At 72.7% G+C, this 24,092-nt stretch carries 21 protein-coding genes and 1 pseudogene; 9 read left to right on the top strand and 13 right to left on the bottom strand.

Translation table 11 applies throughout. The annotated features are described in order from the left end of the window. The first annotated feature begins 1 nt into the window (after position 1). On the top strand, positions 2–319 hold the full coding sequence (locus ACWD1Z_RS11680; RefSeq protein ID WP_451117714.1) for a hypothetical protein: 318 nt from the start codon (positions 2–4) through the stop codon (positions 317–319). A gap of 34 nt (positions 320–353) precedes the next feature. On the opposite strand, the gene ACWD1Z_RS11675 is transcribed toward ACWD1Z_RS11680, so the two are convergent. From ACWD1Z_RS11675 to rsmI, 9 genes are all read right to left on the bottom strand, one after another. Continuing rightward, complete coding sequence (locus ACWD1Z_RS11675; RefSeq protein WP_250077532.1) at positions 354–1,049, bottom strand: helix-turn-helix transcriptional regulator; 696 nt, start codon at positions 1,047–1,049, stop codon at positions 354–356. Between the two features lie 220 nt (positions 1,050–1,269). After that, on the bottom strand, positions 1,270–3,114 hold the full coding sequence (locus ACWD1Z_RS11670) for an outer membrane protein assembly factor BamB family protein (RefSeq protein WP_451117712.1): 1,845 nt from the start codon (positions 3,112–3,114) through the stop codon (positions 1,270–1,272). Positions 3,115–3,166: 52 nt separating this feature from the next. Then, positions 3,167–4,939, bottom strand: a complete 1,773-nt coding sequence (locus tag ACWD1Z_RS11665; protein WP_451117711.1) for an outer membrane protein assembly factor BamB family protein — start codon at positions 4,937–4,939, stop codon at positions 3,167–3,169. 204 nt (positions 4,940–5,143) lie between these two features. After that, positions 5,144–6,946, bottom strand: a complete 1,803-nt coding sequence (locus ACWD1Z_RS11660) for an ABC-F family ATP-binding cassette domain-containing protein (RefSeq protein ID WP_451117710.1) — start codon at positions 6,944–6,946, stop codon at positions 5,144–5,146. A gap of 82 nt (positions 6,947–7,028) precedes the next feature. Next, entirely contained in the window at positions 7,029–7,931 is a 903-nt protein-coding gene (locus tag ACWD1Z_RS11655; RefSeq protein ID WP_451117708.1) for a 4-(cytidine 5'-diphospho)-2-C-methyl-D-erythritol kinase, read from the bottom strand. Next, complete coding sequence (rsmA, locus tag ACWD1Z_RS11650; RefSeq protein ID WP_451117706.1) at positions 7,928–8,803, bottom strand: 16S rRNA (adenine(1518)-N(6)/adenine(1519)-N(6))-dimethyltransferase RsmA; 876 nt, start codon at positions 8,801–8,803, stop codon at positions 7,928–7,930. The genes ACWD1Z_RS11655 and rsmA overlap by 4 nt, the downstream gene beginning before the upstream one ends. Before the next feature lie 33 nt (positions 8,804–8,836). Beyond that, positions 8,837–10,147, bottom strand: coding sequence for a ubiquitin-like domain-containing protein (locus ACWD1Z_RS11645; protein WP_451117704.1), 1,311 nt, complete (start codon positions 10,145–10,147; stop codon positions 8,837–8,839). Positions 10,148–10,260: 113 nt separating this feature from the next. Next, positions 10,261–11,139, bottom strand: coding sequence for a TatD family hydrolase (locus ACWD1Z_RS11640; protein ID WP_451117702.1), 879 nt, complete (start codon positions 11,137–11,139; stop codon positions 10,261–10,263). Positions 11,140–11,554: 415 nt separating this feature from the next. Beyond that, positions 11,555–12,397 (bottom strand): 16S rRNA (cytidine(1402)-2'-O)-methyltransferase, encoded by an 843-nt coding sequence (rsmI, locus tag ACWD1Z_RS11635; RefSeq protein ID WP_451117700.1) that lies wholly within the window; start codon positions 12,395–12,397, stop codon positions 11,555–11,557. 62 nt (positions 12,398–12,459) lie between these two features. On the opposite strand from rsmI, the gene ACWD1Z_RS11630 reads away from it, so the two are divergent. From ACWD1Z_RS11630 to ACWD1Z_RS11620, 3 genes are all read left to right on the top strand, one after another. Then, positions 12,460–14,211 (top strand): dolichyl-phosphate-mannose--protein mannosyltransferase, encoded by a 1,752-nt coding sequence (locus ACWD1Z_RS11630; protein ID WP_451117699.1) that lies wholly within the window; start codon positions 12,460–12,462, stop codon positions 14,209–14,211. Positions 14,212–14,296: 85 nt separating this feature from the next. Continuing rightward, positions 14,297–15,916: a penicillin-binding transpeptidase domain-containing protein gene (locus ACWD1Z_RS11625; RefSeq protein WP_451117697.1), complete on the top strand. Its 1,620-nt coding sequence runs from the start codon at positions 14,297–14,299 to the stop codon at positions 15,914–15,916. A gap of 86 nt (positions 15,917–16,002) precedes the next feature. Further along, the gene (locus ACWD1Z_RS11620) at positions 16,003–17,667 is read left to right on the top strand and encodes a penicillin-binding transpeptidase domain-containing protein (RefSeq protein ID WP_451117696.1); all 1,665 of its coding nucleotides are present in this window, start codon (positions 16,003–16,005) and stop codon (positions 17,665–17,667) included. 1 nt (position 17,668) lies between these two features. Here the strand turns inward: ACWD1Z_RS11620 and ACWD1Z_RS11615 are convergent, their stop codons facing one another. After that, positions 17,669–18,028 carry an SsgA family sporulation/cell division regulator gene (locus tag ACWD1Z_RS11615; protein WP_451117694.1) on the bottom strand — a complete coding sequence of 120 codons (360 nt, stop codon included), beginning with the start codon at positions 18,026–18,028 and terminating at the stop codon, positions 17,669–17,671. 167 nt (positions 18,029–18,195) lie between these two features. On the opposite strand from ACWD1Z_RS11615, the gene ACWD1Z_RS11610 reads away from it, so the two are divergent. From ACWD1Z_RS11610 to ACWD1Z_RS11595, 4 genes are read left to right on the top strand one after another with little or no spacing between them, the layout of a single operon-like run. After that, the gene (locus tag ACWD1Z_RS11610; RefSeq protein WP_451117692.1) at positions 18,196–19,257 is read left to right on the top strand and encodes an energy-coupling factor ABC transporter permease; all 1,062 of its coding nucleotides are present in this window, start codon (positions 18,196–18,198) and stop codon (positions 19,255–19,257) included. A 1-nt stretch (position 19,258) separates the two neighbouring features. Further along, positions 19,259–20,020 (top strand): cobalt ECF transporter T component CbiQ, encoded by a 762-nt coding sequence (cbiQ, locus tag ACWD1Z_RS11605; RefSeq protein WP_451117691.1) that lies wholly within the window; start codon positions 19,259–19,261, stop codon positions 20,018–20,020. Beyond that, positions 20,008–20,796 (top strand): energy-coupling factor ABC transporter ATP-binding protein, encoded by a 789-nt coding sequence (locus tag ACWD1Z_RS11600; RefSeq protein ID WP_451117689.1) that lies wholly within the window; start codon positions 20,008–20,010, stop codon positions 20,794–20,796. The genes cbiQ and ACWD1Z_RS11600 overlap by 13 nt, the downstream gene beginning before the upstream one ends. Before the next feature lie 60 nt (positions 20,797–20,856). Continuing rightward, positions 20,857–22,035 carry a serine hydrolase domain-containing protein gene (locus ACWD1Z_RS11595; protein ID WP_451117687.1) on the top strand — a complete coding sequence of 393 codons (1,179 nt, stop codon included), beginning with the start codon at positions 20,857–20,859 and terminating at the stop codon, positions 22,033–22,035. Between the two features lie 17 nt (positions 22,036–22,052). On the opposite strand, the gene ACWD1Z_RS11590 is transcribed toward ACWD1Z_RS11595, so the two are convergent. After that, positions 22,053–22,328: a DUF1876 domain-containing protein gene (locus ACWD1Z_RS11590; protein ID WP_451117685.1), complete on the bottom strand. Its 276-nt coding sequence runs from the start codon at positions 22,326–22,328 to the stop codon at positions 22,053–22,055. 106 nt (positions 22,329–22,434) lie between these two features. Here ACWD1Z_RS11590 and ACWD1Z_RS11585 point away from each other — a divergent pair. Then, positions 22,435–22,512, top strand: a pseudogene (locus ACWD1Z_RS11585) (RidA family protein); the annotation flags it as partial. A gap of 148 nt (positions 22,513–22,660) precedes the next feature. Here the strand turns inward: ACWD1Z_RS11585 and ACWD1Z_RS11580 are convergent. Further along, positions 22,661–23,506, bottom strand: a complete 846-nt coding sequence (locus tag ACWD1Z_RS11580) for an EamA family transporter (RefSeq protein ID WP_451117684.1) — start codon at positions 23,504–23,506, stop codon at positions 22,661–22,663. Beyond that, positions 23,503–24,000, bottom strand: a complete 498-nt coding sequence (locus tag ACWD1Z_RS11575; protein ID WP_451117682.1) for a YbaK/EbsC family protein — start codon at positions 23,998–24,000, stop codon at positions 23,503–23,505. Before ACWD1Z_RS11575 ends, ACWD1Z_RS11580 begins: the two co-directional genes overlap by 4 nt. Positions 24,001–24,092 lie beyond the last annotated feature (92 nt).

The following is a 24,092-nucleotide window of genomic DNA, read 5'->3' as shown; positions in this document are numbered from 1 at the left end:
CATGTCTGACCACCACGGATACTCCGAGAAGGACGTCCAGCGGGAGGTCTCCGAGCTGGAGGCCCAGTCCGCCACCGCGGCCCGCATCTTCGACCTGCGCCGCATCATCGGCGGCCTCTTCGTCGTCTACGGCGTGATCGTCACCATCGCCGGCATCAACCCCTCGGACGCCACCCTGGACAAGGCCGAGGGCATCAACATCAACCTCTGGACCGGCCTGGGCATGCTGCTCCTCGGCATCTTCTTCCTGACCTGGCTGAAGCTGCGGCCCACACCGCCGCCGACGCCGGTCGAGGCGCCCGCGGACGAGCGGAAGTAATCGGCACGGGGGTGCCCGCGCGGGCACCCCCGACTCAGGCCTCCGGTGACGGCGACGAGGGCGGCAGCGGTCCCGCCCGGTCCAGCAGGCCCGTGCGGGCCGCCAGGGCCGCCGCCTCAAGGCGGGAGCCGACGCCCAGTTTCATCAGGACCCGCTGCACGTGCGTGCGGGCCGTCGACGGAGCGATGCCCATGCCCGCCGCGATCAGGCGGGTGTCCTCGCCGTCGGCGACGCGGACCAGGACCTCCACCTCCCTCGGGGTGAGCATCTGGAGCAGGCGCTGGCCCTCGTCGTCCGGCTGGGCCGCCGGGTTGAGCAGCTCGCTGAAGGCACCTTGGAGCAGTTGCGGGGCCACCGCGGCCTCACCCGCCCTCGCCTTCATGATCGCCCGTTCCACTCCCTCGATGCGCTCGTCGTGCCGTACATAGCCCGACGCCCCCGCCGCGAACGCCGCCGCGATTCCCCGGGGACTGGGCACCGGGCCCAGGACCAGCACCGCCACCTGCGGGCGTTCCCGCTTGATCTTCACCACCGGGTCGAACATCCCCGGCTCGGCCGGTGTCGCCGTCCCCAGCAGGCACACCTCCGGCGCCCTGGTGATCACCAGCTCCGCCGCCCCCGCGGCCGGTGCCGCCGCGGCCAGCACCCGGTGCCCCCGCAGCTTCAGGGCCGAGGCCAGCGCCTCGGCGAGCAATCGGTGGTCGTCGACCACCATGAGCCGAACTCCCATCGAGCAACCCCCCAGATCCCCACACGTCCCCACCCACACGTCCCCGGACGCACCCCCGGGGATGCCCCCGGAAGCTACACGCTTGTTCGACGTTGCGCTCCCCCTACTGGAGAGATGTGCCCCGGATCGCCGAAATTCCTCTCATTCGCGGGTGATGAGCGGTAAGTGCACGGCCCCGCCCCTGAACAGGGACGGGGCCGTGCCACAGGCGTTCGATCGGCTACTTCGCGCCGAAGCCGATCACCAGGTACTCCTCCTCGCCGGTGCTGCCGAGTTCGCTGGCGAAGACGTCCGACATGAACAACCGGCCCTGGCCGTACAGGATCTCGGCGTAGTCGGGCAGCATGCTGCGCTCCACGTCCATCACCGATTCCGTGGCCGGGTTCTCCATCAGCTTCGTCTCCTTGAAGGAGCCGCCGTCGAGGGACACGACCTGGCCGCCCTTGTCGTACGGGCCGCGCTTGTACGCGATCAGGTTCGGGCCGTCCATGCGCAGCGGCACCAGCTCGTAGTTGTCCCCGGCGTCGGCCCGCTGGCCGGTCGGCTTGCCGGTGGCCAGGTCGAAGGAGACGATCTCGTTGGTGTCGCTGTACTCGGCGGTGCCGTCGCGCTTCTCGGTCGGCAGGTAGAGCCGGTCGTTGCCCACGGCGAGCTGGCGGCACTCCTCGACCTTGGTGATGCCGTCGCAGCTGGCGTTGTACTGCTCGCCCGGCGCGGAGATGCGGGTGCGCAGCTTGCCGGTCTTGTTGTCGATGGAGAAGAAGTCCGAGATGCCGCTGCCGTCCCCGGCCGCGTCACCCACGTCGGCGGCCACCACCAGCGGCTCGGTGGAGACGACGCTGGCGTACTCGATGCCCGTGTCCATCTTGTACTCCGAGATCACCTTCCCGGACTTCGGGTCGATGTTCTGGATGCTCAGCTCACGGTCGCCGTACTGACCGCACTTGCGCACCGCCACCAGCTTGGGGCCGCCCGCGTAACCGGCGTCGTAGCAGGTGTCGGTCGCCTTGGGTGCCCAGAGCTGGTCGCCGGTGGCGATGTCGAAGGCGGCGCCGCCGCTGGTGCTGCCGGCGGCGACGGTGCTCGCGCTGACCGTGACGTTGTCGAAGCTGATCGGCTGGGTGCCGCTCTCGACCGTCTTGGTCCACAGCTTCTTGCCCGCGTCGAGGTCGATCGCCGCGACCTGGCTGCAGCCGTAGGACGGGTTGGCCTTGGTGGGCATCTTCGGCTGGTAGGTGATCGCCGTCTTGTTGTCCTCGGTGGCGTGGTTGCTGCCCTGGCAGACCGGGCCGGGGAGCTCGATCGTCCACAGCTTCGTGCCCTTGTCGGGGTCGTAGCCGACGACCTCGGCGACGCCGCTCTTGGCGTACACCGTGTCGGTGAGCCAGGAGCCGACCGTGGGGATGGTCCGGTCGTCCTTCACCTCGGGGGCCGGGACCTGGAAGAGCACCTTGGAGTTGGGGTCGGCGGGCACCTTCTCCGTCGCCTTGCCGCCCGCGGTGCCACCCGTGCCGCCGGTGTCGCCACCCTTGTCACCGCCCTTGTCGCCGCCACCGCCGGTGCCGCCGCTGGAGCTCGCGGTGTCGTCCTTGCCGCCGTCGTCGTCGGAGGACGAGGCGTACCAGACGCCGCCGCCGATGATCAGGGCGATCGCCACGACCGCGGCCACGATGATGGCCATCTGCGCGTTGATCTTCCGTCCACCGCCCGGCTGTCCCGGCTGCGGCTGCATCGGCATGGTGGGCTGACCGGGATAGCCGTAGCCGGGCTGCTGGCCGTAGGGCGGGGTCGGCGGCTGGCCGTACGCCGGCTGCTGGCCGTACGCCGGGGTGGCGGGCTGGCCGGGGTAGCCGTAGCCCGCGGGCTGCTGGGGATAGCCGTAGCCCTGCGGGGGCGTCGGCGGCTGCTGCGGTGCCTGGGGGGCGCCGAAGCCGGGCTGCTGGGCGGGCTGTTGGGGCTGCTGCGGCGCGCCGAAGCCGGGCTGCTGCGGCGGCTGGTCCTCGGGCGGGCCGAAACCGCCGCCCGAGGGGGGCTGGTTGGGCGGCGGGGGCGGGGGCTGGGTCATGGTGTGGCTACCTCGGGAAGGGGGACGACGGGGAACGGGACGCGGGAGCGGCTCACTTGCCGAAGGCGAGCATCAGCTTCTCCTCCGTCTCGTCGCTGCCGGACAGGCGCGTGGTCGACAGATAGAAGCGGCCGTCGACCCAGTCGTAGGTCCCGGAGTAGAAGCTGTCCTCGATGTCGGCCGTGCCCGTGGGGTTCTGCAGCAGCTTCACCGGCTTGTGGCCGCTGCCCGTGGTCGGGATCGACACGACCTGGCCGCCCGACTCCCAGGACGGCTTGACGTAGGCGATGAGCTTGCCGCCCTCGACCTTCAGCGGCAGCATCGTCTCCTCCGCCGGCGACTTCACGCGCCACTTCTCCTTGCCGCTGGCGAGGCTGATCGCGACGATCTCGTTGGCGCCGGTGGTGGCCTCGGTGGGCAGGTACAGCGTCGAGGCGTCGGCGGCCACGCCCTGGCAGCCGCGCAGGTCACGCTGGAGGACGGCCCAGCCGCACTCGGGGGAGAAGCTGTCGTCGACGTCGACCTGGGACTTGATGGAGCCGCCGGAGCCCAGCGTGGAGATGTTCCACGCGTCCTTCTTCTCGTTGGTGCTGTAGACGACGACCGGGTTCAGGGAGTAGATGCGCCCGACCGTCCAGCCCTTGTCGGGCTTCCAGGTCCACTTGGCCTTGCCGGTCTTCGGGTCGAGCTCCTGCACCTCGTCGTGCTCGTTGGTGCCGCCCGCGCCGCAGGACGAGACGGCGATCAGCTTCTCGCCGCCCGCGAAGGCGGTCGGGAAGCAGGCGTCGCCGTACTTCTTCTTGTCCCAGAGCTTCTTGCCGGTGGTGACGTCGTACGCCGTACCGGACTGCGAGCGGCCCACCATCAGCGTGTTGCCGGTGATGGACATCTCGATCTGGAGGGTGCTGTCGAAGAGTTCGCCGTCGGCCACCTCGCCCTGCCAGCCCTTCTCGCCGGTGTTCAGGTCGAGTTCCTGGAGCTGGTTGCACTCGGCGCGGTCGCTGGCGCCGCTCATGTACGCGATGACGACCTTGTCGTCGGCCGTCTTCTCCGGGGTGACCGAGCAGATCTTCTGCGGGAAGGTGATCGGGTCCCAGGCCGGGACGCCGTCGCCGACGCCGTAGGCGAAGACCTGCTTGTACGCGGCCTTCACCGCCGTCTTGTCGGTGATCCACATGCCGGGGGCGTCGGCACCGGAACCGGGCGCGTCCGGCGCCTCCTTGTACCAGAGCACCTTCGCCTCGCCGGCCTTGCGGCCCTCGTTGAGGTTCTCCGGGTCCTCGCCGCCGTCGCCGCTGCCGTCCCCGGGGTTGACCGGGTCGTCGGAACCCTTGGGGTCCTCGCTCCGCTGCGCGACCGGCTTCTTCTTCTTGCCGCCGTCGTCGTCACCGCCGGCCACCGCGAACACGGTGCCGCCGACGACGAGCAGGGCCACCACCGCGGCACCGACGACGAGCGCGGGCTTGCCCTTGAAGGGGTTGCGGGAGCCGCCGGGCGGGGTGGGCGCGCCGGGGTACTGGGGCTGCTGCGGGTAGCCGTACCCGGGCTGCTGGCCGTAGGCGCCCGGCTGCTGGGGCTGGCCGTAGGGACCCGGCTGCCCGTAGGGGCCCGGCTGCTGGGCGTACGGGCCGGGCTGCTGGGGTGCCTGCGGGTAGCCGTAACCGGGCTGGGGCCCGGCGGGCGGCGGGCCCTGCGGGGGCGGGGGCGTCTGAGGCGGGCCCTGCGGGGGCGGCGGGGTCCCCGGCGCGCCGAAGCCGCCCTGCGGCGGCGGGTCCTGCGGCGCGCCGAAACCGCCGTGCGGCGGCTGGTTGGGCGGCTGGCTCATCAGCGGTTTCCCCCTTGTGACCGATGTGGCGCCGCGCTCTGTGGCGCTGCGTTTCCGCCACACCCGTTGTATTCAGACGGTTCTCAGACCGCCTCCTTCTATCACTCGGCACCGACAACCCACCGGGCCGGTGAACGCCTGTTCCCAAGGGACGACCGGCTCGTGATACCGCCGTTACGCGCCTTCACCCGCCCTTCACGCCGCTTACGCGTCCTCCGCCAGCTCCAGCCAGCGCAGCTCCAGCTCCTCGCGCTGTCCGGCCAAGTCCCGCAGCTCGGCGTCGAGTTCCGCCACTTTCGCGAAGTTGGTGGAGTTTTCAGCCATTTGGGCGTGCAGCTTGGTCTCCTTCTCGGCGACCTTGTCGAGCTGGCGCTCGATCTTCTGCAACTCCTTCTTGGCGGCGCGCTGGTCGGCGGCGCTCCGGTCGGGGGCGGCCTTCTCGACGACGGGCGCCGCGGCGGCGGCCGCCTCCTCCATCCGCCGGCGCCGCTCGATGTACTCGTCGATGCCGCGGGGCAGCATCCGCAGGGTGGCGTCACCGAGCAGGGCGAAGACCCGGTCGGTGGTGCGCTCGACGAAGAACCGGTCGTGGGAGATGACGATCATCGAGCCGGGCCAGCCGTCGAGGACGTCCTCCAGCTGGGTCAGGGTCTCGATGTCGAGGTCGTTGGTGGGCTCGTCGAGGAAGAGGACGTTCGGCTCGTCCATCAGCAGCCGCAGCAGCTGCAGCCGGCGCCGCTCACCGCCGGACAGGTCGCCGACCGGCGTCCACTGCTTCTCCTTGTTGAAGCCGAACGTCTCGCACAGCTGCCCGGCCGTCATCTCGCGCCCCTTGCCGAGGTCGACCCGCTCCCGCACCTGCTGCACGGCCTCCAGCACCCGCAGGTTCGGGGCGAGTTCGGCGACCTCCTGGGAGAGGTAGGCGAGCTTGACGGTCCGGCCCACGGAGATCCGGCCGCCCGCGGGCTGCGCCTCCCCCTCGGTGCGGGCCGCCTCCGCCATCGCGCGCAGCAGCGAGGTCTTCCCGGCGCCGTTGACGCCGACGAGACCGATCCGGTCACCGGGACCGAGCTGCCAGGTGACGTGCTTGAGCAGCACCTTGGGACCGGCCTGGACGGTCACGTCCTCCAGGTCGAAGACGGTCTTGCCGAGCCGCGAGGAGGCGAACTTCATCAGCTCGCTGGTGTCCCGGGGCGGCGGCACGTCCTTGATGAGCTCGTTGGCGGCCTCCACCCGGAAGCGCGGCTTGGACGTGCGCGCGGGGGCGCCGCGGCGCAGCCAGGCCAGCTCCTTGCGGACCAGGTTCTGCCGCTTGGTCTCCTCGGTGGCGGCGATGCGCTCCCGCTCGGCCCGCGCGAAGACGTAGTCGGAGTAGCCGCCCTCGTACTCGAAGACGTCGCCCTTCTGCACGTCCCACATGCGCGTGCACACCTGGTCCAGGAACCAGCGGTCGTGGGTCACGCACACCAGCGCGGACCGGCGCTCGCGCAGGTGCTGGGCGAGCCAGGAGATGCCCTCGACGTCGAGGTGGTTGGTCGGCTCGTCGAGGACGATCAGGTCCTGTTCGTCGATGAGCAGCTTGGCGAGCGCGATACGGCGGCGCTCGCCACCGGACAGCGGCCCGATCACGGTGTCCAGGCCCTGCGGGAACCCGGGCAGGTCCAGGCCGCCGAAGAGGCCGGTGAGCACGTCCCTGATCTTGGCGTTGCCCGCCCACTCGTGGTCCGCCAGGTCCCGGATGACCTCGTGCCGCACGGTGGCGGCCGGGTCGAGGGAGTCGTGCTGGGTGAGCACGCCGAGGCGCAGCCCGCCGGAGTGCGTGACCCGGCCGGTGTCGGCCTCCTCCAGCTTGGCCAGCATCCGGATCAGGGTCGTCTTGCCGTCGCCGTTGCGGCCGACCACCCCGATCCGGTCCCCTTCGGACACGCCGAGGGAGACGCCGTCGAGCAGGGCACGGGTGCCGTACACCTTGCTGACGTTCTCGACATTGACCAGATTGACGGCCATTACTCTCCTGCCCAGGGGGATCGATCGACCCTCCAGGGTAGTCGTCGCGCCGGGCCCGCGGATCCGGTGTCCGGCGACGCCCCTACGCGGAGACCACGGTGGCGCCCGGCGCCGGTCCCGTGGCCACCCGTACCGCCCGGCAGGTGCCGGACGAGCGCAGCGACTCGGCCACCTTCAGCGCCGCCTCCGGGTCCCGCGCGAGGAAGGCCGTCGTGGGGCCCGAGCCGGAGACCAGCGCGGCCAGCGCACCCGCGGAGCGGCCCGCGGCGAGGGTGCCGGCGAGTTCGGGGAAGAGGGAGAGCGCGGCGGGCTGGAGGTCGTTGGAGACGGCCGCGGCGAGCGCGTCGGGGTCGCCCCCGGCGAGCGCGCCGAGGAGGTCCTCGGAGGCGACCGGCTCGGGGATGTCGCGCTCCTCGGCGAGCCGGTCGAACTCACGGAAGACGGCCGGCGTGGACAGCCCGCGCGAGGCCATCGCGAACACCCAGTGGAAGGTGCCGCCGGTCTCCAGCGCGCGCAGCTTCTCGCCCCGTCCGGTGCCGAGCGCGGCCCCGCCGACCAGGCTGAACGGCACATCGCTGCCCAACTCGGCGCAGATGTCGAGGAGTTCGTCCCGGGAGGCGCCCGTGCCCCACAGCGCGTCGCAGGCGAGCAGGGCGCCCGCGCCGTCCGCGCTGCCGCCCGCCATGCCGCCGGCGACGGGGATGTCCTTGGCGATGTGCAGCCGCACGTCGGGGCTGATGCCGTACCGCGCGGCGAGCGCCTCCGCGGCCCGCACGGCGAGGTTCGTACCGTCCAGGGGGACCTGGCCGGCGTCGGGCCCCGTGCAGGTGACGCGCGGGCCGCCCGCCGACGCGGTGACGGTGACCTCGTCGTACAGGCCGACCGCGAGGAAGACGTTGGCGAGGTCGTGGAAGCCGTCGGGGCGGGCGGCGCCCACCGCGAGCTGGACGTTGACCTTGGCGGGGACGCGGACGGTGACGCTCACTGGGGACCGGACTCCTTGTGCTCGGCGATCCGCGCGAACTCCTCGACCGTCAGGGCCTCTCCGCGCGCCTGCGGGGAGACGCCCGCCGCGACGAGCGCCGCCTCGGCGGCCGGCGCGGACCCGGCCCAGCCGGCGAGCGCGGCCCTGAGCGTCTTGCGCCGCTGCGCGAAGGCGGCGTCGACGACGGCGAACACCTCCTTCTTGGAGGCGGTGGTCCTCACGGGCTCGCCGCGGCGGACGAGCGACACCAGCCCGCTGTCCACGTTCGGGGCCGGCCAGAAGACCTTGCGGCCGATCGCTCCGGCCCGCTTGACCTCGGCGTACCAGTTCGCCTTCACGGACGGCACGCCGTACACCTTCGAGCCGGGCGGCGCGGCGAGCCGGTCGGCGACCTCCGCCTGCACCATGACGAGGGTGCGCTCGATGCTCGGGAAGGTGTCGAGCATGTGCAGCAGCACGGGTACGGCGACGTTGTACGGCAGGTTCGCCACCAGCGCGGTCGGGGCGGGGCCCGGCAGCCCGGTGACGTGCATCGCGTCGGAGTGGACCAGCGCGAACCGGTCGGCGCGGCCGGGCATCCGGGCGGCGACGGTGGCGGGCAGCGCGCCCGCGAGGACGTCGTCGATCTCCACGGCGGTGACCCGGTCGGCCACCTCCAGCAGCGCGAGCGTGAGCGAACCGAGCCCGGGCCCGACCTCCACGACCACGTCGTCGGGCCGCACGTCCGCGGTGCGGACGATGCGGCGCACGGTGTTCGCGTCGATCACGAAGTTCTGGCCACGCTGCTTGGTGGGCCGCACACCGAGCACGTCCGCGAGTTCACGGATGTCGGCGGGGCCCAGAAGGGCGTCGGGGGTGGGGCTGCTGCTCACGGGACAAGGGTACGGGCCGGGAAGCGGACGCCCTCACCCCTGCAGCCGCGCCCCGCAGTGCGGCCACGGGCTCGCCCCGCGCTGGACGTACAGCTTCTTCGCGCGCAGGGTCTGCTCCGCGGCCGGTGCGTCCTGGGGCCGTCCGCTGCCGCCGAGGCTCCGCCAGGTCTGCGTGTCGAACTGGTACAGGCCCCCGTACGTCCCCGACGGGTCCACCGCCTGGGGGCGCCCGCCCGACTCGCACGCCGCGAGCCCCTGCCAGTTCAGGTGGTCCGCCCCCCGCACGGACGTCGGCATGGGCCTCGTCCCCACCTTCACCACCTGGGTCCGGGGCGCGCGCACCACCTCGCTGCCGAGGCGCCGCGGCTTCTGCCGGACGCCGTTGACGGTGACCAGGGAGTACGTGACCCGGCGCAGCCCGGGCTGCCCGGCGCGCTCGACGACCTCGGTGCCCCGGAACAGCGAGGGATCCTCGCTGCGCCTGACGTCGAAGGGGATCTCCTCCTCGCGGACCTCCTTGGTGCCGGTGATCCGCAGCACGGTCACCGTCTGCCCGTCGCGCGGGAAGCTCCCGGGCGGCACGGAGGTGGCGTCCCGGCCGCGCAGGGTGATCCCGGCCTCCTCGACGACCTCCCGGACGGTCGCCGCGTTGGTGCGCACGGTACGGGCCCGGCCGTCCGCCATGATCGTCACGGAGCGCTCGGTGCGCACGTCGAGCGCGAGCCCCGCCCGTCCGATCCGCGTGGAGCGCGCGGCGGACAGGTAGGCCCCCTCCGCCCGCACCCCCCACTGCCCGAGCGCCTCCTCGACCGTGCGCGCCGTCGTCCACACCTCGCGCCGCTGTCCGTCGACCGTGAGCCGCACGGGGCGCCCGTAGCGCACCGCGACCTCGTCACCGCTGCTGAGTTCCGTCCCCGGGGCGGGGGCGACCACGTCGTGCGCCCCGACCTCCACGCCCTCCTGGGCGAGCAGTTCGGTGACGTCGTCGGCGAAGGTGTGCAGGGTGCGCGGGCGGCCGTCGACGTTCAGCTCGATCGCCTTGTCCTTGGCGACGAAGGCGGTGGTGCCGCCCGCCAGGAACGCGACCACCAGCGCCTGCGGCAGCAGCCGGCGCACGGAGCCGTCCGCACTGCCCGGGTACCGGCCCTTGCGCCGGCGCGCGCCCCGCCGCGCCGGAGCGGCCCGCACCACCGGCGCGAGCGCCTCCTCCTCGGGCACCCACGGCTCGTACGGTCCGGCCACCCCGTACGCCAGCGTCTCCGCGCTGTGCAGATCACCGGGGGGCGCGTCGAATCCGCCGTACGCCTGCGGCGGGTACGTCTCGTACTGCGACCTGCTGCTCACGTCGCCACGCTCCAGTGGGGCAGAGGGGTCCCGATCGGGCCCCCAGAACCTAGCGGAGCGAGTGTCACTCTCCAAAGCGACGCGACTACGCACCGTCGCGAGCCGGTGGGGCGTCAGTAGCCGAAGGCGCGGGCGGTGTTGGCGCCGAGGGCCGTCGCCAGCGCGTCCTCGTCGATCCCGCGCACCGCGGCCATCGCGCGCACCGTGACCGGAATGAGATAGGGGGCGTTGGGCCGTCCGCGGTAGGGCGCCGGCGTCAGGAAGGGGGCGTCGGTCTCCACCAGGAGCAGTTCCAGCGGGGCCACGGCCACCGCGTCCCGCAGGTTCTGGGCGTTCTTGAAGGTGACGTTGCCGGCGAAGGACATGAAGTATCCGGCCGCGGCGCAGATCTCCGCCATCTCGGCGTCACCGGAGTAGCAGTGGAAGACGGTCCGCTCCGGGGCGCCCTCCTCCTTCAGCACCCGCAGGACGTCCGCGTGCGCGTCGCGATCGTGGATGACCAGCGCCTTGCCGTGCCGCTTGGAGATCTCGATGTGGGCGCGGAAGGAGCGCTCCTGCGCCGCCTTGCCCTCGTCACCGGTGCGGAAGTGGTCGAGGCCCGTCTCGCCGACGGCCTTCACGTGCTCCAGCGCGGCCAGCCGGTCGATCTCGGCGAGCGCCGCGTCCAGCCCGGCGTCGCCGCCGGGTTCGCGTGCCCCCTGCCGGGACCAGCCGTCGGGGTCGCCGTGGACGATGCGGGGCGCCTCGTTGGGGTGCAGGGCGACCGCCGCGTGCACATTGGGGAACGCCGCCGCCGTGTCCGCGGCCCACTGCGAGCCGCGTACGTCGCAGCCGACCTGCACGACCGTCGTCACCCCGACCGACGCGGCCTTGGCGAGCCCTTCCTCCACGGTGCCGGTCTGCATGTCGAGGTGGGTGTGGGAGTCGGCGACCGGCACCCGGAGCGGTTCCGGGAGCGGCGGCGCCGCGTTCTTGTCGCTGGAGGAAGGCATGCCCCGATCCTACGAAAGGGGGCGCCAGCGACTGTTGGCCACCACCGCATCAGCGGCTCCCGGCCTGCCCCCACCGCGTCAGCGGCCCTTGGCCCGCCCCCACCACGTCAGCGGCTCCCGGCCGCCCCCACCACGTCAGCGGCTCTCGGCCGCCCCCACCTCAGCAGCGCCAGGCCCGCCACCACCCCGTCAACGGCTCTGGCCGCCACCACCGCGTCAGCAACTCCAGGCCGCCCCCACCCCGTCAGCGGCTCTCGGCCCGCCACTACCCCATCAGCAGCCCCAGGCCCGCCACCACCCCATCAGCAGCTCCAGGCCGCCCCTACCCCATCAGCAGCCCCAGGCCCGCCCCCAGCCCGTCAGCAGCTCTCGGCAGCCCCCACCGCGTCAGCGGCTCCCGGCCGCCCCCACCCCGTCACCGGCTCTTGGCTGCCACCACCGCGTCGAAGACGATCCGCTTGGGCAGGCCCGCCTCCGTCGCCACCGCCGCGATGGCCTCCTTGCGCCGTTCGCCCGCCTCCTCGCGCACCCGCACCCGGCGCACCAGTTCCTCGGGCCCGATCTCCTCGGGCCCCTTCTCCGGCGCGCCCTCCACGACCACGGTGATCTCGCCGCGCACGCCCTCGGCCGCCCACGCGGCCAGCTCGGAAAGCGGGCCGCGCTTGACCTCCTCGTAGGTCTTGGTCAGCTCCCGGCACACCGCGGCCCGCCGCTCCTCGCCGAAGACGGACGCCATCGCGGCGAGGGTGTCGTCCAGGCGGTGCGGGGCCTCGAAGTAGACGAGCGTGCGCCGCTCCTCGGCGACCTCCCGCAGCCGCGAGAGCCGCTCGCCCGCCTTGCGCGGCAGGAACCCCTCGAAGCAGAACCGGTCCACGGGCAGCCCGGACAGCGCGAGCGCGGTGAGCACGGCGGACGGCCCGGGCACGGCGGTGACCTTGATGTCCCGCTCGACGGCCGCGGCGACCAGCCGGTACCCCGGGTCGGACACCGACGGCATCCCCGCGTCCGTGACGAGCAGCACCCGCGCGCCGCCCAGCAGTTCGTCGACGAGTTCGGGGGTCCGGGCGGACTCGTTGCCCTCGAAGTAGGACAGGACCCGCCCCTTGGGCGTGACGCCGAGCGCCTGGGTCAGCCGGCGCAGCCGCCGGGTGTCCTCGGCCGCGACGACGTCGGCGCCGGCGAGTTCCGCGGCGAGCCGGGGCGGGGCGTCCGTGATGTCGCCGATCGGGGTGCCTGCCAAAACAAGGGTTCCTGTCACGTTTCCATCCTCGCAGGCGCCATGCGCGGGACTCCCACAGAAGGGTTCCCTACGATGGCGCGGTGACCAGTACAGCGTCGTCCATGGACTCCACGGACACCCGGCAGGGCCAGGCGCCGCACGACCAGCGGCCCTCGTGGCAGCAGCGGCTGCGCCGATTCGGATATTCGGCGGGGCCCAGAGCCGACGTCCGCGACCGCCTGGTGCCGCCGTACGTGCAGCCCGGTCCGCGGCTGTGGGCGGTGCTCGGAGCGCCGCCGGCCCTCGCCGGCCGGCTGGTGCGCTGGTCGGGCTGGGGCGGTCCGCTGCTGATCACGCTGTTCGCGGGCGTGCTGCGGTTCTGGAACCTGGGCAGCCCGAAGGCGGTGATATTCGACGAGACGTACTACGCCAAGGACGCCTGGGCGCTCGTCCACCGCGGCTTCGAGGTCAACTGGGACAAGAACGCCAACGACCTGGTCCTGTCCATGGGCGACAAGGTCCAGCTCCCGTCGGACGCGGCGTACGTCGTGCATCCGCCGGTCGGCAAGTACGTCATCGGGCTCGGCGAGCTCATGTTCGGGTTCGACCCGTTCGGCTGGCGGTTCATGACCGCGCTGCTCGGCACGCTGTCCGTGCTGATGCTGTGCCGCATCGGCCGCCGGATCTTCCGCTCCACCTTCCTGGGCTGCCTCGCGGGCGCCCTGATGGCGGTGGACGGGCTGCACTTCGTGATGAGCCGCACCGCGCTGCTCGACGGCGTGCTGATGTTCTTCGTGCTGGCCGCGTTCGGCTGTCTGGTCATCGACCGCGACAAGGCGCGCGAGAAACTCGCCGCCGCCCTGCCCGCGGACGCCGACGGCCGGGTCCGCCCGGACGCGCACCTCGCCGAGACCCTGCGCCTGGGGTGGCGCCCCTGGCGCTGGACGGCCGGCCTGATGCTGGGCCTGGCCATCGGCACCAAGTGGAACGGCCTGTACATCCTGGCCGCGTTCGGCCTGCTCACGGTCCTGTGGGACGTCGGTTCCCGCAAGGTGGCGGGCGCCCGCCGCCCGCATGCGGCGGTGCTCAAGCACGACCTGGGCTTCGCGTTCCTGGCCACCGTGCCGGTCGCGGTCCTCACGTACATCGTGTCCTGGACCGGCTGGATCCTCTCCCCCGCCGACGGCTCCGGCGGCTACTACCGCAACTGGGCCGCCACCGACGGCAGGAACAGCGACTGGTCGTGGCTCTTCCCGGACTGGTGGCGCAGCCTGTGGCACTACGAGTCCCAGGTGTACGAGTTCCATGTCGGCCTGTCCTCGCCGCACACGTACGAGTCCAACCCGTGGAGCTGGCTCGTCACCGGCCGCCCTGTCTCGTACTTCTACGAGTCCCCCGCGCCCGGCAAGGACGGCTGCCCGGTCGACGCGGGCGAGAAGTGCGCGCGCGAGGTGCTGGCGATCGGCACGCCACTGCTGTGGTGGGTGGCCGCGTTCGCGGTGCTGTACGTGCTGTGGCGCTGGTTCTTCCGCCGCGACTGGCGCGCGGGCGCCATCGCCTGCGGCATCGCGGCCGGCTATCTGCCCTGGTTCATGTACCAGGAGCGGACGATCTTCTTCTTCTACGCCGTGGTGTTCCTGCCCTTCCTGTGCCTGGCCGTCGCGATGCTGCTCGGCGCGATCGTCGGACCGCCGAAGTCGAGCGAGACCCGCCGGGTGGCGGGGGCGACCGGCGCGGGCGTGCTGGTGCTGCTGATCGCCTGGAACTTCATCTACTTCTGGCCGATCTTCACCGGCACCGCGATTCCGATCGACGACTGGCGTTCACGCATGTGGCTGGATACCTGGGTATAGCAACAATCCGGGAACACCCGCCCCCGCTGTCACACCCTCCCTTTACAGTGCGAAGACCACTGGGGAAACGGGGAGGGACAGCCCAATGGGCAAGGGGGTGAAGGCCGCCGTCATCGGGGGCGTGTTCGCGGTGATGGTGGGGGGCGCCGGATACGGCGCCTACAACGTGGTGTCGGCGCTGGACGGCGACGCGAACGGGCCCGCGGTCACGCGGACCGGGCCGCCGAGCGGGGACGAGGTCGAGGAGACGGCCGGGAAGTTCTTCGCGGCCTGGGAGAAGGGGCAGGCGGCCGAGGCGGCGTCGTACACCAACTTCGACCAGGCGGCCCAGCCGCTGCTGACCGCCTACGAACAGGCCGCGCACATCACCGGCGTGAAGATCACGCCGGGGGCGGCGAACGGCGGGGTCGTGCCCTTCACCGTCGACGCGAAGGTGTCGTACGAGGGGAAGAGCAAGCCGCTCACCTACAAGAGCGAGCTCAAGGTCGTGCGGGGAAAGACCTCCGGGAAGGCGCTGGTCGACTGGGATCCGGCCGTGGTCCACCCGGAGCTGAAGAAGGACGACACCCTCGTCACCGGTGAGTCGGAGAGCCCGCCCATCGAGGCCGTGGACCGCGACGGACAGGTGCTGACGAAGGCGAAGTACCCCTCGCTCGGCCCCGTCCTGGACACCCTGCGCGACCGCTACGGCGACAAGGCCGGCGGCACGCCCGGCGTCGAGCTGGTGATCCGGCACGCCGCCGAGGGCGCCGCCGACACCCCGCTGCTCACGCTCGCCGCGGGCAAGGCGGGCACGCTGCGCACCACGCTGAGCGCGGGCGTGCAGGCGGCGGCCGAGCGGGCGGTGAAGAGCTACGCCGAGTCGTCGGTGGTGGCCGTCAAGCCGAGCACGGGCGAGGTGCTGGCGGTGGCGAACCACCGCGAGGACGCCTTCAACGCCGCCTTCGAGGGCCGGGTCGCGCCCGGCTCCACGATGAAGATCATCACCGCGGCGATGCTGATCGACAACGGTGTCGCCTCGATGAACGGCCCCGCCCCCTGCCCGGACACCGCCACCTGGCAGAGCCAGACCTTCAAGAACCTGCCCGGCCTGGCCGCCAACGAGAGCGCCACGCTCGCCGACACGTTCATGCGCTCCTGCAACACCGGCTTCATCAAGCTCGTCGACGAGGAGCCGCTGACCGACGCCTCGCTGACCGCGGAGGCGCAGGAGCGGTTCGGGCTCGGCAAGGACAACTGGAAGACCGGCATCTCCTCCTTCGACGGCAGCGTGCCCGCCTCCACCGGACCGGACCGCGCGGCCAACGCCATCGGCCAGGGCCAGGTCCAGATGAGCCCGCTGAACATGGCGTCGGTCACAGCCACCGCGATCACCGGAACCTTCCGGCAGCCGTACCTCGTCTCCCCCGACCTGGACGGCCGGCCCCTGGCCACCGCCCAGGGCCTGCGGCCGGACACCGCCGCCCAGCTCAAGCAGATGATGCGGCTCACCGCGACCCAGGGCACCGCCCGGGACGTGATGGCCGGGCTCGGCGGCGACATCGGCGCCAAGACCGGCTCCGCCGAGGTGGACGGACAGACCGCCAACAGCTGGTTCACCGGCTTCCGCGACGACGTCGCCGCGGCGGCGATGAGCGTGTCCGGCGGACGCGGCGGCGAGGCGGCGGGCCCGATCGTGAAGGCGGTGCTGGCGGCGGGTGGCTGACGTCACCCGCCGGGGTTCGGGACTCTAGGGTGGTCCCCTCGTTGGGCTGACGGGAACCTCGGGATCTCGCGGAGGATCGGAAGACAGTGGGCAAGAGAAGGCGCGTCGCCGAGCGACGGAAGACGAGTCCCGCGGTGCTGGCCGGCGGGGCCATCGCCGTGGTCGCCGTCGGCGCGGCCGTGGCCGGCTACGCGCTGTACGGCGGCTCCTCGGCGGCCGAGGACCGCGGGCGCAGCACCTCCGCCGGCGAGAAGACGGTGAGGACGGGCCCCCTGTCCGCCCGGGAGGTCGCCACCGCCTCCCGTGCCTTCCTCACCGCCTGGCAGCAGGGCAGCGTCGCCGGGGCGGCCGCGGCCACGGACGACGCGGCGGCGGCCCGCAAGCTGCTCACCGGTTTCACCGAGGACGCCCGGGTGCGGGACGTCACGCTCACCGCGGGCACCCCCACCGGCGCCGAGGTCCCCTTCTCCGTCAAGGGCACGGTGACCCACGGCAAGCTCAGCAAGCCGCTGGCCTACGACAGCGCGCTGACCGTCGTACGGCGGCAGACCGACGGCGAACCGGTCGTCGCGTGGCGGCCGTCCGTCGTCCATCCCGACCTCAAGGACGGCGACACCCTGGTCACCGGCGAGTCCGGCACCCCGCCGGTCAAGGCGCTCGACCGGGAGGGCGGCCAGCTGACGACCGCGACGTACCCCTCGCTCGGCCCCGTCCTGGACTCGCTGCGCGAGAAGTACGGCAAGACGGCGGGCGGCAAGGCGGGCATCGAGCTGCGCGTGGCCCGCGCGAAGAAGTCCGAGGCGGCGGAGAAGACCCTGCTGGAGCTCAGCAAGGGCACGCCGGGCACCGTGAAGACGACCCTGGACCCGGCCCTCCAGGCCGCCGCCGAGGAGCAGGTCGCCAAGAAGGCGCGCTCCTCGGTGGTCGTGCTGCGCCCCTCCACCGGCGAGATCCTGGCCGCCGCGAACGCCTCCAAGGGCTTCAACACCGCCTTCCAGGGCTCCCTGGCGCCGGGCTCCACCATGAAGGTCATCACCTCCTCGCTGCTCATCGAGAAGGGCCTGGCCTCGGCGGACAAGGCGCATCCGTGCCCGAAGTACTTCACGTACGGCGGCTGGAAGTTCCAGAACGACGACAAGTTCCTGATCAAGGGCGGCACCTTCAAGGCGAGCTTCGCGCGCTCCTGCAACACCGCCTTCATCAGCCAGGCGCCCGAGCTGGACGACGACAGCCTCACCCAGCAGGCCCAGCAGGTCTTCGGCCTCGGCCTGAACAACTGGTCCGTGGGCGTCTCGACCTTCGACGGCGCCGTCCCGGTGCAGTCGAAGGCGCAGATGGCGGCCGAGCTGATCGGCCAGGGCGGGGTGCGGATGAACCCGCTGAACATGGCGTCGGTGTCCGCGACGGTGAAGTCGGGCGTCTTCCGCCAGCCCTACCTGGTCCCCCCCGAGGTGGACGGCCGCGAGCTGGCGACGGCCTCGCGCACGATGTCCGCCGGCACGCTGTCCCAGCTGCGCGAGCTGATGGCCTATACGGCGGCCTACGGCACGGCGGCCGAGGCGATGGCCGGGGTGAGCGGTGACGTCGGCGCCAAGACCGGCTCGGCGGAGGTCGACGGCCAGAAGAAGCCGAACGGCTGGTTCACCGCGTACCGGGGCGACCTCGCCGCCGCGGGCGTCGTCCAGGCGGCCGGGCACGGCGGGGAGACGGCGGGGCCGATCGTGGCCGCGCTGCTGAAGCGGGGCGGCTGACTCAGCCGCGTACGGGCTCGGCGGCCGCGATGTAGGTGCGGCGCAGGAAGCGCAGCAGCGCCTTGGTCTCGAACTGCACCACCGAGACGCCCTGCGCGGAGTGGAACTCCACCACCGCCTGCACCCGGCCGCACGGCCACACCCGGACCTCACCGCTGCCGGCCGGGGCGCGCAGCCCCTGTTCCAGCAGCGCCCGGTCGCACGTCCATTCGTGCGACCCGGGCAGTCCGAACCGCACCGCGCGGGGGTCGCGGTCGGGGTCGTAGCGCAGGACGACCGGTACCGCGTCCCGGTCCTCCTGCACGCGGACGTCCGTGTCCGTGACGATGTGGGCTCGTGCGTACTGCTCGACTACGGACATCGGACGGCCCCTTACGCTGAGCGACCTATGCGAAAGCTGTGAATCCGCTTCCTCTCCAATGTCGCATATTTCCCGCCGGGCGCCCGCGGGGGCCGGAGACTCTGCGCCGGTTGTTCACCTCCGCACGCTCTTGCAAGACGTTCGCAACAAGCCACTATCATCGAACGGTGCATGTGCCTGATGGATTCATAGACGCCCCCACGTCGGTCGCGACCGCAGCGGTCGCCGCCGCCGCGGTCGCCGTGAGCCTGCGCGGCGCGCGCCGCGAGCAGGGCGGAGAACGCGCCGCGCCGCTGGCCGGCCTGGTGGCCGCGTTCATCTTCGCGGTGCAGATGCTGAACTTCCCCGTCGCCGCGGGCACCAGCGGCCATCTGCTCGGCGGCGCGCTCGCCGCGATCCTCGTCGGCCCCTGCACGGGCGTGCTGTGCGTGTCCGTGGTGCTGCTGATGCAGGGCATCCTCTTCGCGGACGGCGGCCTGACCGCGCTCGGCGTGAACATCACCAACATGGCCGTGGTCACCACGGTCGTGGCGTACGGCCTCTTCCGCGCCCTGGTGAAGCTGCTGCCGCGCACCCGCCGCTCGGTGACCGTCGCCTCCTTCGTCGCCGCGCTGGTCTCGGTCCCGGCGGCGGCACTCGCCTTCACGCTGATGTACGCGATCGGCGGCACCACGGACGTCTCCATCGGCAAGGTCGCGGGCGCCATGGTCGGCGTGCACCTGCTGATCGGCATCGGCGAGGCGGCGATCACGGCACTGACCGTGGGCGCGGTGATCGCCGTACGCCCCGACCTCGTGTACGGCGCGCGGGACCTGCGTCAGCGGCTGCAGCTGCGGGTCGACGGCGAGCTGGTCGACGTCCCGGCGGCCGACGGGGCGGACGCGGCGCCCGTCGCGGCGCGTGCCTCCCGCCGGACGCTGTGGATCTCGGGCCTGGCCACCTCGCTCGTCCTCGCCGGCGTCGTCAGCTTCTACGCCTCCGCCGATCCGGACGGTCTGGAGAAGGTCGCCGCCGACAACGGCATCGACGAGAAGGCCGAGGAGCACGCCTACGCCGATTCGCCGCTGGCGGACTACGGCGTGAAGGACGTGGATGACGCCCGCCTGTCCGGGGGGCTGGCGGGCGTCATCGGCGTCGGGGTCACGGTCGTCGCGGGCACCGCGGTGTTCTGGACGGTGCGCAGGCGGCGCGCGCACGAGGACGCCTCGCCCGTGAGCACGAGCGTCTGACATGGGCGCCGGGCACGCCCACCGGCTCTACCGGCACGGGCACTCCCCCGTGCACGGCCTGCCGCCGCACACCAAGCTCGCCGCGACGATCGCGTTCGTGGTGGTCGTGGTGTCCACCCCGCGGGAGGCGATGTGGGCGTTCGGCCTGTACGCCGTCCTGCTCGCCGGCGTCGCCTGCCTCGCGCGCGTGCCCGCCGGCTTCCTGCTCAAGCGGCTGCTGATCGAGGTGCCCTTCGTCGCGTTCGCGGTGCTGATGCCGTTCGTGGCGGAGGGCGAGCGGGTCGAGGTGCTCGGCGTGTCGCTGAGCGTCAGCGGCCTGTGGGGCGCGTGGAACGTGCTGGCGAAGGGCACGCTCGGCGTCGCCGCGTCGGTGCTCCTGGCGTCCACCACCGAGCTGCGCGAGCTGCTGCTCGGCCTGCAGCGCCTGAAGCTCCCGCCCCTGCTGGTCCAGATCGCGTCCTTCATGATCCGCTACGGCGATGTCATCACCGACGAGATGCGGCGCATGCGCATCGCGCGCGAGTCGCGCGGGTTCGAGGCGCGCGGCGTGCGGCACTGGGGGGTGCTCGCGAAGACGGCGGGCGCCCTGTTCATCCGCTCCTACGAACGCGGCGAGCGCGTGCACCTGGCCATGATCAGCCGCGGGTACGCAGGTGCCATGCCGGTCATCGACGAGGTGACCGCGTCCCGGGCGCAGTGGACGTACGCGCTCACCCTCCCCCTCGCCGCCCTCGTCGTATGTCTGCTGGGATGGACGCTGTGACAGCTTCTCTGGAGGTCTCCGGCCTCGCCTTCGCCTACCCCGACGGCCACCAGGCCCTGTTCGGCGTCGACTTCCGTGTCGCACGCGGCGAACGGGTCGCGCTGCTCGGCCCGAACGGCGCCGGCAAGACCACCCTGGTGCTGCACCTCAACGGCATCCTGACCGGCGGCACCGGCACGGTGAAGGTCGCGGGGCTGCCGGTCGGGCGGGAACACATGGCGGAGATCCGGCGCAAGGTCGGCATCGTCTTCCAGGACCCCGACGACCAGCTCTTCATGCCGACGGTCCGGGAGGACGTGGCCTTCGGCCCCGCCGCGGCCGGGCTGAAGGGGGCCGCGCTGGAGGAGCGCGTGGACCGGGCGCTGGAGCAGGTCGGCATGGCCGCGTTCAAGGACCGGCCGCCGCACCATCTGTCCTTCGGGCAGCGCCGCCGGGTGGCCGTGGCGACGGTGCTGGCGATGGAACCGGAGATCCTGGTCCTGGACGAGCCGTCCTCCAACCTCGACCCCGCCTCCCGCCGCGAACTGGCGGACATCCTGCGCTCGTTGGACGTGACCGTGCTCATGGTCACCCACGATCTGCCCTACGCGCTGGAGCTGTGCCCGCGCGCGCTGGTCCTCAGCGACGGGGTGATCGCCGCGGACGGCCGGACCGGGGAACTGCTCGCGGACGAGGACCTGATGCGGGCGCACCGGCTGGAGCTGCCCTTCGGCTTCGACCCGCGGTCCGTCCCGGCCGCTCCCGCTCCGACGAGACCCGCGGGAACATCGGCGTGACGATCCTGCTTGGGTGAAGGGAAGACGCAGGCACCGGGCGGCGGGACGAGGAGTACGGGCGTGGACGTGAACGGCACAGTGGCCGAGGGCTTCGAGCCGGTCCGAGAGGCGTTCGCACGGAACTTCGCGGCGCTCGGGGACCGGGGCGCCGCGGTGGCCGTGTACCGGGACGGCCGCAAGGTGGCCGACCTGTGGGCCGGCACCAAGGACATCGACGGCACCGCCCCCTGGCGGCGCGGCACCGCGCAGGTCGTGCGCTCGGCGACCAAGGGCGTCGCCGCCGCCGTACCACTGCTGCTGCGGCAGCGGGGGCTGCTGGACCTGGACGCGCCGGTGGGTGAGTACTGGCCGGAGTTCAAGGCGCGGGGCAAGGAGCGGGTGCTGGTCCGGCACGTGCTGGGCCACCGGGCCGGGCTGCCGGTGCTGGACCGTCCGCTCAGCCCGGCGGAGGCGCTGGACCCGGCGAAGGGTCCCGAGGCGGTCGCCGCGCAGGCCCCGGCCTGGGAGCCGGGCAGCGCCCACGGCTATCACGCGCTGACCTACGGCTGGCTGCTCGACGGACTGGTGCGCCGGGTGACCGGGCAGGGCGCCGGGGAGTGGATCGCGGCGCAGATCGCCGGGCCGCTGGGCGCCGGCTTCTGGCTGGGGCTGCCCGCCGCGGAGGAAGCCGCGGGGCGGGCGGGACGGGTCGGCCGCATCGACGGTCCCGAGCCCTCCTCCGGTGCGGTGCTGCGCGCCCGGCCCAAGCGGTCGGTGACCGAGGCGTACGCCGACGCCGGCTCGCTCACCCGCCGGGCCTTCGCCGCGATCACCCCCTTCCCCGACCAGAACGACCCGGCGTACCGGGCGGCCGCGCTGCCCGCCACCAACGGCATAGCGACCGCCGACGGCCTCGCCCGCGTCTACGCGGCGCTGATCGGCGAGGTCGACGGCGTCCGGCTCTTCGACGAGGCCACCGCCCGGCTCGCCCGCACGGAGGAGTCGGCCGGCCCGGACCGGGTGCTGGTCGTCAACACCCGCTTCGGCCTCGGGTTCATGCTGCACGGCAGCGCGTCCCCGTTCCTGTCCCCCGACTCCTTCGGCCACCCCGGCCGCGGCGGCTCGCTCGGCTTCGCCGACCCCGCCTCGGGCATCGCCTTCGGCTATGTCACCAACGGCTTCCGCAAGACGGTGACGGCGGACCCCCGTGCGCAGGCACTGGTGCGAGCGGTACGGGAGTCGCTCACGCGGGGCGCGTGACCCTCAGGCCCCGCGCCTCATACGTGGATCGGGTGCGAGGTCCGCCCCGACGCCGCGTCGATCTCCCCGTGCGCCTTGGTCAGCAGCTGCATGGCGAGTTCATTCAGCGCACGCGCCCCGGCGATCTCCTCGCCGACCCGTGGCTGATTCGCGTCGGTGTGGTGGCGGCTGGCGTGCCCCTGGGCCCGTACCTCGGACCCGTCGGGCAGACGCACCATCGCCGCCGCGCGCGTGTGCTGGTCGTCCTCGCTGAACTCCATCTCCACGTGCCATCCCACTGTGGTCCGCATCATGACGATCACCTCCGGAACCGTTGCTTCCAGGGTGCTCCTCCAGCCACCTTCCGCACCACCGCACGCACCCGGAATGGGCGGGCGGTTCCGGGGCGTTGAGTGGATCATGACGTCCGACGAGCGCACGATCACCCACCCGGCCACGCTCCACGACCCCACCCCGTTCGGCTACAGCCACGCCGTCTGAATCAGCCCGGCCGTGAGGTGGGTGCGTCTCGGCCGACCCGAGCGGGGTCCGGTGCGTGCAGCTGCGAGGCGGAGGCGGCTGGGGTCCCTCTCTGGGGGAGGCCGTGCCAGACCCCGCGGCACCGGGGTGATCCCAACGGCAGGGGCTAACCCGCCCGCAGCATCAGTCCGATCCCCACCACCAGCAGGCCCGCCGCCACGATGCGTGGTGTTCCGAACCTCTCCTTGAAGAACACGGCGCCGATCGCCGCCCCGACGATGATCGAGGACTCCCGCAGTGCGGCGATCGGCGCCAGGGCCGCCCGGGTCTGGGCCCACAGGACGAGGGCGTAGGCCGCCACGGACAGGGCCGCGCCGAGCAGGCCGAGCGCGGCGAACGGCCGCAGGACCGCGGCCGTGCCGCCCCGCCAGCGGTGGAGCGCGTACGCCGGGATCACCACGCCCTGCACGGTCATCAGCCAGGCGATGTAGCCGAGGGAGGAGCCCGAGGCCCGCACGCCGAGGCCGTCGACGACCGTGTAGGCCGCGATGGTCAGGCCGGTCGCGAGGGCCGCGCCGATCGCCGCCCAGTCCGGCCGGCGTCCGCGCAGCCCCCACAGGGCGACCCCGGTCAGCCCCGCGCAGGAGACGACGACACCGGCGGCCGCCCAGCCGTCCGGTACCTCGTGGGCGAAGAGCGCGGCGAGCACCGTGACGACCAGCGGCGCGGTGCCGCGGGCGATCGGGTAGGCCTGCCCGAAGTCGCCGAGCCGGAAGGACCGCATCAGCAGGGCGTAGTAGCCGATGTGGATCACCGCGGAGGCGAGCAGATACGGCCAGGCCCCGGCCGCCGGAACCGCCGTGAACGGCATCAGCGCGAGCCCGATCACCACGCCGCCCCCGGAGATCAGGGCGAACCCGGCGAGCTTGTCGGGGATGTGGTGGGCGAGGGCGTTCCAGCCGGCGTGGGTGACCGCGGCCAGCAGGACGGCGGCCGCGACCAGTGGCGTCACGCGTCGCGCTCGCGCACGTCCACCAGGGTGCCGCCGGCGTGGGCGATCAGGGTCTTGGGTTCCATGGGGAAGACGGTGTACGGCGTGCCGGCGGCGGCCCAGACGAGGTCGTGGTCGAGCAGCGAGCGGTCGGCGAGCACCCGCGTACGCGTGCGGTGCCCGAAGGGCGGCACCCCGCCGATGGCGTACCCGGTGGTCTCCCGGACGACGTCCGCCTTCGGCCGGGTGACCTTCCCGGCGCCGAGTTCCCGGCGCACGAGCTCCACGTCGACGCGGGAGGCCCCGTCCATCAGGACCAGCACCGGCACCCCGTCGGCGGCGAAGATCAGGGACTTGCAGATCTGGCTGAGCTCGCACCCGATCGCGGCGGCCGCCTCCGCGGCGGTCCGGGTGGCCTCCGGAAAGCGCCGGATCCGTTCCTGCACGGCGCCGAGCCCCCGTTCCTCCAGGGCGGCGGCGAACCGGGGGTGTGCTCCTGAGTCGGCAGTCGTCATGCAGGGCACGCTAGCGGTCCGTGTACGAGACAGGCGACCGGATTCGGGGGCGGTGGGAACGAGGAAGCCGGTGAGGGCGCCACCGTCCCCAC

Source organism: Streptomyces sp. NPDC002784 (assembly GCF_053592135.1).
This window is presented reverse-complemented; position numbering and strand designations above follow the sequence as displayed.